Consider the following 9831-nt stretch of genomic DNA (forward strand, 5'->3'; position numbering starts at 1 on the left):
CTTCGCATTGTTTGGTGCAGGGGCCACCATCATCGGTGGGCTTGCACCGGCTTTGCAAACAGGGCGTATGGCCCTGCAGCAACGCTTGCGTGCGGGCACAGAGGAGGCCGGGCTGCAATTTGCCAACCAAGCCCACTGGCTGGGCTTGCTGCTGTGCAGCCTGGCTGTGGCCTGCCTCTGGATACCTCCGCAAGGCAGTGTGCCTCTGGGGGGCTACCTCTCTGTGGGCCTGGGCCTGTTTGGTGGTATCGCCTGCACCGGCTTGTTGGTGAGGTGGTTTATTCGGCATCCACCCACCCTGCAACACTTGGGGCATTTGGCCAGAGCCCGGTTGGCCAGCACGCCCAACTTGCTTGCTGTCGGTTTGAGCGGGGTGGTGGCCAGTTTTGCGCTGGTGGTGGCCATGCACGTCATGATCAACAGCTTTCGGATCTCGCTGGATGACTGGCTAAACCAAGTGCTGCCTGCGCCGCTTTATATGAAACCGCAAAGCCAGCAAACGCAATCCTTTCCGCCCGACCTACAACGAAAAATCGCCCGTCTGCCAGAGTTGACCCAGGCCGAATTCTGGGGCCAGCAACCCCTGATTCTTGACCCGGCTCGCCCGGCGGTCGAATTGATCTCACGCCCCTTGGCCGTTGAGGCGGCCAGCGCCCGTTTGCCCATGACCGGCCCAACCATAGACTCCCCCCTCCCCGGCACATTGCCCGTGTGGGTGAGCGAACCTGTAGCCGATTTGTACGGCACCCAAGTGGGCAGCCCCTTGAACTTTACGCTGGATGGCGGCGTAACCATTCGCGCCACGGTGATGGGCGTTTGGCGAGACTACACCCGTCAACACGGTGCAATTGTGCTGCCCAAAGCACTGCTGGCCAGTGAGCACGGTATTGCTTTCAAAGACACTCAAGCAGCGGCATGGCCACGCGAAGGGGTGCCCGTGGCACAGGCCATACAAGCCATTGAAAAAGCATTGGCGGGCAGCCCCCTGCATGGGCGGATCGATTTTGCCGAGCCTGGGGACATTCGCCAACTTAGCCTGGATATTTTTGATCGCAGCTTTGCCGTCACCTACCTGCTTGAAATTGCAGCCGTGGTCATTGGCCTGTTTGGCGTGGGCACCACATTTTCGGCCATGGCGCTTCAGCGCAAGCGCGAATTTGCGCTGCTGGGCGCCCTGGGCGCGCAGCGCTCTACCCTTTTAAAACTCATCGCCCGAGAGGCGTTTTTGGCCTCCCTGCTGGCAGCCGGTGTGGGCCTATTGATGGGCCTGGCTTTTGCTGCAGTGCTGGTTTTTGTGGTCAACCCCCAGTCTTTTCACTGGACCATGAACTGGCACGTTCCCTGGCGTGACCTGGCCATCATGGTGGGCGTGTTGCTTGCCATGTCCACCACCACCGTGATGCTGGCCTTGCGAGGCAAGTTGGGCCAACATCTGCTTGGTCAACTCAAGGAGGATTGGGCATGAATCGGCGGGCCCTCTTACAAGCCATGGCGGCCAGCGCCCTGCTTGGGCCAAAACACGCAACCTTGGCCATTCACTCAAGGGTGTATGCCCAGCCTTCAAGCGAGCAGACCATCACATTGCCGCGGGACCATGGTGTTCATCTCGCCTTTCGCACCGAATGGTGGTATTTCACAGGCTGGTTTACAAGCCCTGGCGTACCACAACCCTTTGGCGTTCAAATCACTTTTTTTAGGTCTGCACCCGATGTGAATGTGCAGAACCCCAGCCAGTTTGCACCCAAGCAACTCTTGCTGGCCCATGCCGCATTGGCTCTGCCCAACAAAGGAAAGCTGGTGCACAGCCAGATTGCCCGCCGTGCGGGCAGTGGCGGAGCGTACATAAAAACCACCGATGTTGAGGTGCTTAACCTGACCCTGCCCAACTGGCACTTGCAGACCCAGCAAGGGGAGCAGTGGCACTGCAATATCCAAACCCAACAGCTTGGGCTTGATCTGCGCATGGTCACCACACAAGCCCCATGGCTACAAGGGGCACACGGTTATTCGCGAAAAGGCCCACTGCCCTCGCAATCCCGCCACTACATGACCTTGCCGCACATGCAGTGCACCGGTGAAGTCCGCGTGGACGGCAAAACATTCCCGGCGCAAGGCTTGGTCTGGATGGATCATGAGTGGTCCAGCACCGTGCTTGCGCCCGAAGCCCAAGGGTGGGATTGGGTTGGGCTGCACGGTTCAAATGGAGAATCCTTGATGGCCTTTCAAATTCGCCATCAAAACCCCAACAATCCCCCAGTGTGGACCCACAGCGCTTTGCGCCCAGCCAGCGGACAATCGCCAAAGCAAGGCCAAGCGGAATTCAAGGTGTTGCGCACCTGGAAATCGAGCAGCACTGGCGTGCAGTACCCTGTGGCGCAGCAGCTCACAGCCGGGGGCCTTCGCCTGGTGCTGGAGCCACTGATGGATGATCAGGAGCTGGATGGCCGTGCCAGCACGGGCACGCTGTATTGGGAGGGCGCAGTGCGCGTTAAAACCGAGCAAGGTGAACCATGGGGCCAGGGCTACCTGGAAATGACCGGGTATGATCGCCCCATGAAACTGTAGGTCTGTATGTCCAAATTTAAAACCCTGGGTTCAACCCTTTTCCACTTGGTGGCCCCCCATCGTGCATGGACTGCCGCCGCCGTGGCTGCATTGCTGCTGGGTGCAGCCATGTCGCTTTCACTGCCCATCATGTTCCGCTGGTTGATTGACAGCGGGTTTTTGGCGGGCCAGCGCCCAGAGGGGCTGACAGGGGCATTCGCAGGACTGTTGGGTTTGGTGTTCGTGCTGGCGGTGGCCAGCGCCTTGCGCTTCTTTTTGGTGACCACCTTGGGTGAGCGCGTGTCGGCAGACTTGCGCAACAAGGTGTATGGCCATTTGCTGTTGCAGCGGCCAGAGTTTTTCGAAACCCTGAAAGTGGGTGAGGTGTTGTCCAGGCTGACAGCAGACACCACCCTGATCCAAACCCTGGTGGGCAGCAGCTTGTCTTTTGCTTTGCGCAACGGCTTAACCATGCTGGGTGGCCTGGTGATGCTGGTGCTCACCAGCCCGGTGTTGTCTGGCGCTGTGTTGGTGTTGGTGGTGGTGGTCATGGTGCCAGTGGTGGTGTTGGCCCGGCGCGTGCGAAAGCTCTCGCGGGCCAGCCAGGACAAGCTCGCAGACAGCAGTGCAATTGCCCAAGAGGTGCTGAACCAAATCACCACCGTGCAGGCATTTAACCAAGAGCACTTTGAAACCCAGCGCTTTGAACAAGCCAGTGAACACACCTACAACACCGCCAAACGGCGCACGGCAAACCGCGCCGCTTTGGTGTTTGTTGCCATCGGGCTGGCATTTTCTGGCTTGGTGGTGGTGTTGTGGATGGGCGCACGGGCCGTGGGCAGTGGCCAGATGACCGGCGGCGAATTGGCCCAGTTTGTGATGTACGCAGCCTTTGTGGGTGGCGGGTTTGCCGCAATCTCGGAGGTGTTGGGGGAGTTTCAGCGGGCAGCCGGCGCGGCAGAGCGCTTGGTGGAATTGCTCAACCTGAACACCACCATACACCGCCACGGGCTGCCACCCCCACCCAAGCAGGGAGGCTTTCACATCGAATTCAACCATGTCGAATGTGCCTACCCATCGGCCCCAGACAAACCTGTGCTGCGCGACTTCAACCTCCACATACGGCGTGGGGAAACACTGGCTGTGGTTGGTCCATCGGGTGCGGGCAAGTCCACCTTGTTTAATTTGCTGCTGCGCTGGTACGACGTCAACAGCGGTCAAATACTGGTTGAAAACCAGCCTTTGGAGCACCTGCACCTTGAGCAATGGCGCGCCAATTGCGCCTATGTGTCGCAAGAACCAGTGATATTTTCTGGCACGCTTGAGGGAAATGTGCGCTTTGGCCAAACGCAGGCCAGCTTGGATGAGGTTCAACAGGCCTTGGCCGATGCGGCAGCCAGTGCTTTTGTGGCTCGCCTGCCCCAAGGCTTGCAAACCGAAGTGGGCGAAAAAGGGGTGCGCTTAAGCGGTGGCGAACGCCAGCGGGTGTCACTGGCTCGTGCCATTTTGCGCAACGCCGGACTGCTGCTGCTTGATGAGGCCACGGCCAGCCTGGACGCCGAAAGCGAGCGCCTGGTGCAGCAAGCCATCGAAAAGAGCCGACATGGCCGCACCACCCTGATTATTGCCCATCGGCTGGCCACAGTGATGGCCGCTGACCGGATTGTTGTGATGGACCAGGGCCGCATTGTGGAAATGGGCACACACCGAGAGTTGTTGGCTCGCCAAGGCCTGTACGCCAAGCTGGCCAAGTTGCAGTTTATTGATCAACAGGCCGAAAAGAAGATGGTGAAGCTGGTCGATTGAATGGCGCTTGGCTGAATTGCGCCCTCGAACAGGTAAACTTACACAACGCTCTTTTAGTTTTTACCCCCTGCACACCATGAGACAGTACCACGACCTGATGCAACATGTGCTCGACCATGGCACCAACAAAATGGACCGTACAGGTACAGGTACGCGCTCTGTGTTTGGTTACCAAATGCGCTTTAACCTGCAAGAAGGGTTTCCGCTGGTTACCACCAAAAAACTGCATTTGCGCTCCATTATTCACGAGTTGCTGTGGTTCCTCATGGGCGACAGCAACATCCGCTACTTAAAAGAAAATGGCGTAAGCATCTGGGACGAATGGGCCGACGAAAACGGCAACCTCGGCCCAGTGTATGGTGTGCAGTGGCGAAGCTGGCCCACGGCCGATGGCAGGCACATCGATCAAATTGCCCAACTCATGCAGCAATTAAAAAACAACCCCGACTCGCGCCGCCACATTGTATGCGCCTGGAATGTGGCCGAAATTGAAAACATGAAATTGCCGCCATGCCACGCCTTATTCCAGTTCTATGTGGCCGATGGCAAGCTAAGTTGCCAGCTCTACCAGCGCAGTGCCGATATTTTCCTGGGTGTGCCTTTTAATATTGCCAGCTATGCCCTGTTGACCCACATGGTGGCCCAGCAGGGTGAGCTCGATGTGGGCGATTTTGTGTGGACTGGCGTCGATTGCCACCTCTACAGTAACCACATGGAACAAGTGGCCTTGCAACTAAGCCGCGAGCCCTACCCACTGCCCAAGCTGAAGATCAACCGCAAACCCGACAGCATTTTTGACTATCGGTTTGAAGACTTTGAGATTGTCGACTACGTTAGCCACCCACACATCAAGGCCCCAGTGGCTGTGTAGCCTGTTTGTACCGCATGAAAGTTTCTCTTGTAGCAGCCGTGGCCAGCAACGGCGTCATTGGCATCAACAACAGCCTGCCTTGGCGATTGCCCGAAGACCTCGCGTTATTTAAAAAAACCACCCTTGGGTGCCCCGTGCTGATGGGCCGCAAAACTTATGAGTCCATCAATCGCCCCCTGCCCGGGCGGCTCAATGTGGTGGTCAGCACCAACGCACAATGGCAGCCCGCCCCGGCTGCAGACGGCACCCCCCGGCCATTGGTGCACTACCCACACCCATTGCCTGCCGGCGACCAAACCGCTGTGGCTCTGGCCCCCAGTCTGGAAGCGGCCATCGCTTGGCTGCAGCAGTTTCCCCAGGTGTTTTTAATTGGTGGAAGCAATTTGTACCAGCAAGCCCTGCAAGGCCAGTGGGTCGATGAGTTGGTGATCACAGAAATTCACCACGCTTTTGAGGGCGATGCACACTTCCCGACCTGGTCGCGTGAACAGTTCAAAGAAATTCAACGTTTACCCAATCCAGCCACGGCCGAACGCGCATGGACCTTTGATTTTGTAAAATATGGCCGTATTCAAGAATTGAAAGACAAGGAGTGAACATGGCACGCACCGTGAACTGCATCAAACTGGGCAAAGAGGCCGAAGGCCTGGATTTCCCACCAGCGCCCGGCGAATTGGGTAAAAAGATTTTTGAAAACGTGTCCAAGCAAGCGTGGCAAGAGTGGTTAAAACTGCAGACCATGCTGGTCAACGAAAACCGCCTGAGCCTGGCCGACGCCCGTGCTCGCAAATACCTCATGGAGCAGATGGAAAAGCACTTTTTTGGTGAAGGCGCCGAGCGTGCTGCAGGTTACGTCCCCCCCAAGGCAGACTAAAGCATATTCAGGCGCATCCAAGCGCTGCGCGGAGTATTGTTTTTTTCCATCCAGCCTCAATGGCATACCAAGCCCCTATTTGAAGGGGCTTTTCTTATTGAATGGCAGCTAGCATACTGGGCGGGTGAGGAAGGAGCAAAACCATGGCCAACGTCACCCACAGCGTGCTGTTCAGGTACTTTTTTTTTCAATGGATGTTTCGCGACGCCAATGTGAGCGAACTGTACCAACGCAGTGCTGCTTTGCGCCACAACAGGGCCCACAGGCATCACCTGAAAGTGTATTTGTGGCGCTGGGTGGTGGTGGCCCTGCTGATGTATGGGCTAGGCGCCATCCTTGAAATTCTGGGTGTGTTTGCCTGCGTATTTTTTTACACCGTTGCGGCCCTGGCCGCATGCACCATCAGCAAAATCGCAGTGGCTTATTTGATGCTCGGCAGCACCGAGCACCCATAAAAAAGCCCTCCGTTCGGAGGGCTTTTTTGAGCGATCTGCCAGTTAGTTCCCTTGGGCTTCTTGAGCAATACGCTCTGGCCCCTGGTGACGAACATCCCGACCTTTCACCATATACACCACGTGCTCGGACATGTTCTTGGAATGATCACCAATGCGCTCAATGGCTTTGGCGATGAAAAGAATTTCAATGGAGCGTGAAATGGTACGGGGGTCTTCCATCATGAATGTAATAAGCTGGCGCAGAATCGCTTTGAACTCGTCGTCCACCTCCAGGTCGGCACGCACCACCTCAGCAGCCGACACAGCGTTCACCCGAGCGTAAGAATCCAGCACCTTCCTCAACATGGCAATTGCATTGCTGGCAATTCGGTGCAAATCCACTTTGGGCACAAAGTTTTTGCCGGCTTCAGCGATCATCATGCCCATGCGGGCCACTTTTTCGGCCTCATCGCCGATTCGTTCCAGATCGCGGATCATTTTGATGGCGACAATCACGGAACGCAGGTCGACCGCAGCGGGCTGACGGCGGGCCAAAATGTGGTTACACAACTCGTCGATTTCAAGCTCGATCTGGTTCACCTCTTGCTCACGCCGAATCACCTCTTTGAAGATGTTGGTGTCAGCTGCGCCCAGGCCTTCGATGGCAGACACGATCTGATTTTCCACCAAACCGCCCATTTGAAGTACACGGGAACGCAGCGACTCCAACTCTGCGTCGTATTGTTTGGAGGTGTGTTCTGTCATCTTTGTTGTCCCTTCACCGTATGAATGTAATAACGCGACAATGTGCCACAGTAATGTGCCACAAACGTGTGACAAGGATTTGTCAAGCAAATTCCCTGCCCATGCTTGCGTGCCACTTCATTGTGCCACCGTTTTTGCCAAAAAGCGCTTGCAGACTGGCTTGGAAACAGGGGATTAACGTGTTTTTATACCATCGGCTGTGGCCACCAGCACCACATCCGCACGCCGAAGGGCAAACAAACCGTTGGTAAGCACCCCGGGCCATTGGTTGATGGTTTGCTCCAGCGCCACCGGGTCGGTGATTACCAAGCCAGAAACGTCCAGAATTTGATTGCCATTGTCGGTCACAAAGCCCTCGCGAAGCTTTACGCTTCCGCCCAGAGCGGTCAATTTGCGCGCAATTTCGTTTCGCGCCATGGGTAACACTTCCACGGGCAAAGGAAACTTGCCCAAATGCGGCACCAGCTTCGACTCATCGGCAATGCATACAAATTTGTCTGAAATATCGGCCACAATTTTTTCGCGGGTGAGCGCACCACCACCGCCTTTGGTCAGGCAATTTGCAGGGTCGATTTCATCGGCCCCATCCACATAAACAGACAGCCGATCTACATCGTTCATATCAACAATGGGCACGCCAATGTCACGCAGTTTTTTTTCTGAGCGCACAGAGGACGACACCGCACCTTTGAGGGGAATGCCCGCTTGCCCAAGGGCATCAATAAAGCAATCCACCGTGGAGCCAGTTCCCACGCCAAGAATGGTGTTGGGTTGAACATATTGCAAAGCGGCCTGGGCCACCAGTTTTTTTAGTGCAAGTGCATCCATGGGGAATAAGGCAGACGGTTTAAATTAATCCGACATTGTACCGCGAGGCACCCCCAGCCCAAAAAAGCTGCCGCAGGGGTGCCATTAAAAAAATGGCCAGCGCCACGAGGGCTGCTGGCCAAACCTTTTTACAGGGAGACAGAAACAGAACGGCTTATTTCTTTTTCTGGGCGGGCAAATCGGTGCACACGCCCTTGTACACTTCAGCAGCCATGCCCACGCTTTCGCACAGGGTTGGATGGGGGTGAATGGTTTTGCCGATGTCAACGGCATCCGCACCCATTTCAACAGCCAGGCACACCTCGCCAATTAAATCGCCCGCACCCATGCCCACAATGCCGCCACCCACCACTCGCTTGGTCTCTTCATCAAACAGCAGCTTTGTAAAGCCGTCGTCTGCATTGTTGGCAATGGCACGACCAGAAGCAGCCCAGGGAAACACGGCTTTGCCCACTTTAATGCCTTGGTCTTTGGCTTGATCTTCGGTTAAGCCAACCCATGCCACTTCAGGATGGGTGTACGCCACACTGGGAATCACCCGCGCGTCAAAAAAGGCCTTCTCATCAGCAGCGGCCTCGGCTGCCACATGGGCTTCGTGCACCGCTTTATGCGCCAACATGGGTTGGCCAACAATGTCGCCAATGGCAAAAATGTGGGGCACATTGGTGCGCATTTGCTTATCGACTGGAATAAAACCACGGTCGGTCACAGCCACGCCGGCTTTGTCGGCTCCAATTTTTTTACCGTTGGGCGTGCGCCCCACCGACACCAATACCATGTCGTAAAGCTGCGGCTCTTTGGGGGCCTGCTCACCTTCAAAACTGACCAAAATGCCTTTTTTGGTGGCTTCTACGCCCACGGTTTTGGTTTTTAGCATGATGTTGTCAAAGCGTGGCGCATTGCGCTTTTGCCATACTTTCACCAAGTCGCGATCGGCGCCTTGCATCAAACCGTCGAGCATTTCGACCACATCCAGGCGAGCACCCAAGGCAGAGTAAACGGTGGCCATCTCTAAGCCGATAATGCCGCCACCAATAATGAGCATCCTCTTGGGGATGAAGGGCAATTCCAGCGCGCCGGTTGAATCCACGATGCGAGGGTCGTCAGGAATGAAAGGCAAGTGCACTGGCTGCGAACCCGCGGCAATAATGGCCTTGCCAAACTGCACCACTTGCTTGCTACCGTCGCTGGCCACCACTTCAAGGTGATTGGCGCTTATAAAACTACCCACGCCGTGCAAGGTTTTTACCTTGCGGCCCTTGGCCATGCCAGCCAAACCACCCGTGAGTTTGCCCACCACACCCGACTTGTGCGCGCGAAGTTTATCGAGGTCGATTTTGGGTTTGGAAAAAGCAATGCCATGGTCGCCCATGTGTTGCGCTTCTTCGAGCACCTGCGCTGTGTGCAGCAAGGCTTTGGAGGGAATACAACCCACATTGAGGCAAACACCCCCAAGGGTGTTATAACGCTCCACCAACACGGTGTTTAACCCCAGGTCGGCGCTTCGGAAAGCCGCTGAATACCCCCCTGGACCCGCGCCAAGCACCAGCATGTCGCAAGTGTGGTCCACTTGGCCCGAGTAGCTGCTCGCCGGGCCAGCCGATGCAGGGACCGCAGAAGCAGCAGGTGCCGCAGCAGGCGACGCTGCTGGGCTTGAAGCGGCCGGGCTGGCAGCTTCGGATTTGGCTGGTGATTCATTGTGGGCAGCG

The 9831-nt window shown here is 56.4% G+C and carries 10 protein-coding genes; 7 read left to right on the forward strand and 3 right to left on the reverse strand.

Features of this window, described 5'->3' with window-relative positions; all coding sequences use genetic code 11:
• The 7 genes from ACEQU8_RS07195 to ACEQU8_RS07225 all read left to right on the forward strand — a co-directional run.
• The coding region (locus tag ACEQU8_RS07195; protein WP_370262581.1) for an ABC transporter permease at positions 1-1465 on the forward strand (1465 nt) is incomplete at its 5' end.
• Complete coding sequence (locus ACEQU8_RS07200) at positions 1462-2565, forward strand: lipocalin-like domain-containing protein (RefSeq protein WP_370262583.1); 1104 nt, start codon at positions 1462-1464, stop codon at positions 2563-2565. The genes ACEQU8_RS07195 and ACEQU8_RS07200, both read left to right, overlap by 4 nt.
• Positions 2566-2571: 6 nt before the next feature.
• Positions 2572-4350, forward strand: coding sequence for an ABC transporter transmembrane domain-containing protein (locus tag ACEQU8_RS07205; RefSeq protein WP_370262584.1), 1779 nt, complete (start codon positions 2572-2574; stop codon positions 4348-4350).
• Between the two features lie 76 nt (positions 4351-4426).
• Entirely contained in the window at positions 4427-5221 is a 795-nt protein-coding gene (gene thyA / locus ACEQU8_RS07210; RefSeq protein ID WP_370262585.1) for a thymidylate synthase, read from the forward strand.
• 14 nt (positions 5222-5235) lie between these two features.
• Positions 5236-5817, forward strand: coding sequence for a dihydrofolate reductase (locus ACEQU8_RS07215; RefSeq protein WP_370262587.1), 582 nt, complete (start codon positions 5236-5238; stop codon positions 5815-5817).
• A gap of 2 nt (positions 5818-5819) precedes the next feature.
• Positions 5820-6095, forward strand: coding sequence for an oxidative damage protection protein (locus ACEQU8_RS07220; RefSeq protein WP_370262588.1), 276 nt, complete (start codon positions 5820-5822; stop codon positions 6093-6095).
• A 143-nt stretch (positions 6096-6238) separates the two neighbouring features.
• Complete coding sequence (locus ACEQU8_RS07225; RefSeq protein ID WP_370262589.1) at positions 6239-6550, forward strand: hypothetical protein; 312 nt, start codon at positions 6239-6241, stop codon at positions 6548-6550.
• A 42-nt stretch (positions 6551-6592) separates the two neighbouring features.
• Here the strand turns inward: ACEQU8_RS07225 and phoU are convergent, their stop codons facing one another.
• The 3 genes from phoU to lpdA all read right to left on the reverse strand — a co-directional run.
• On the reverse strand, positions 6593-7294 hold the full coding sequence (phoU, locus tag ACEQU8_RS07230) for a phosphate signaling complex protein PhoU (RefSeq protein ID WP_370262591.1): 702 nt from the start codon (positions 7292-7294) through the stop codon (positions 6593-6595).
• A 174-nt stretch (positions 7295-7468) separates the two neighbouring features.
• Positions 7469-8122 (reverse strand): ribose-5-phosphate isomerase RpiA, encoded by a 654-nt coding sequence (gene rpiA / locus ACEQU8_RS07235; protein WP_370262592.1) that lies wholly within the window; start codon positions 8120-8122, stop codon positions 7469-7471.
• Between the two features lie 154 nt (positions 8123-8276).
• Positions 8277-9831, reverse strand: a 1555-nt coding sequence (gene lpdA / locus ACEQU8_RS07240; protein ID WP_370262593.1) for a dihydrolipoyl dehydrogenase, incomplete at its 5' end; no start/stop codon positions are given.

The sequence above is a fragment of the Limnobacter sp. genome (genome assembly GCF_964228395.1).
Taxonomy (GTDB): Bacteria; Pseudomonadota; Gammaproteobacteria; order Burkholderiales; family Burkholderiaceae_B; genus Limnobacter.

Coding starts and splice junctions, on each gene's coding strand:
- ACEQU8_RS07200 (WP_370262583.1), top strand. CDS start 1,462: ATGAATCGGCGGGCCCTCTTACAAGCCATGGCGGCCAGCGCCCTGCTT.
- ACEQU8_RS07205 (WP_370262584.1), top strand. CDS start 2,572: ATGTCCAAATTTAAAACCCTGGGTTCAACCCTTTTCCACTTGGTGGCC.
- thyA (WP_370262585.1), top strand. CDS start 4,427: ATGAGACAGTACCACGACCTGATGCAACATGTGCTCGACCATGGCACC.
- ACEQU8_RS07215 (WP_370262587.1), top strand. CDS start 5,236: ATGAAAGTTTCTCTTGTAGCAGCCGTGGCCAGCAACGGCGTCATTGGC.
- ACEQU8_RS07220 (WP_370262588.1), top strand. CDS start 5,820: ATGGCACGCACCGTGAACTGCATCAAACTGGGCAAAGAGGCCGAAGGC.
- ACEQU8_RS07225 (WP_370262589.1), top strand. CDS start 6,239: ATGGCCAACGTCACCCACAGCGTGCTGTTCAGGTACTTTTTTTTTCAA.
- phoU (WP_370262591.1), bottom strand. CDS start 7,294: ATGACAGAACACACCTCCAAACAATACGACGCAGAGTTGGAGTCGCTG.
- rpiA (WP_370262592.1), bottom strand. CDS start 8,122: ATGGATGCACTTGCACTAAAAAAACTGGTGGCCCAGGCCGCTTTGCAA.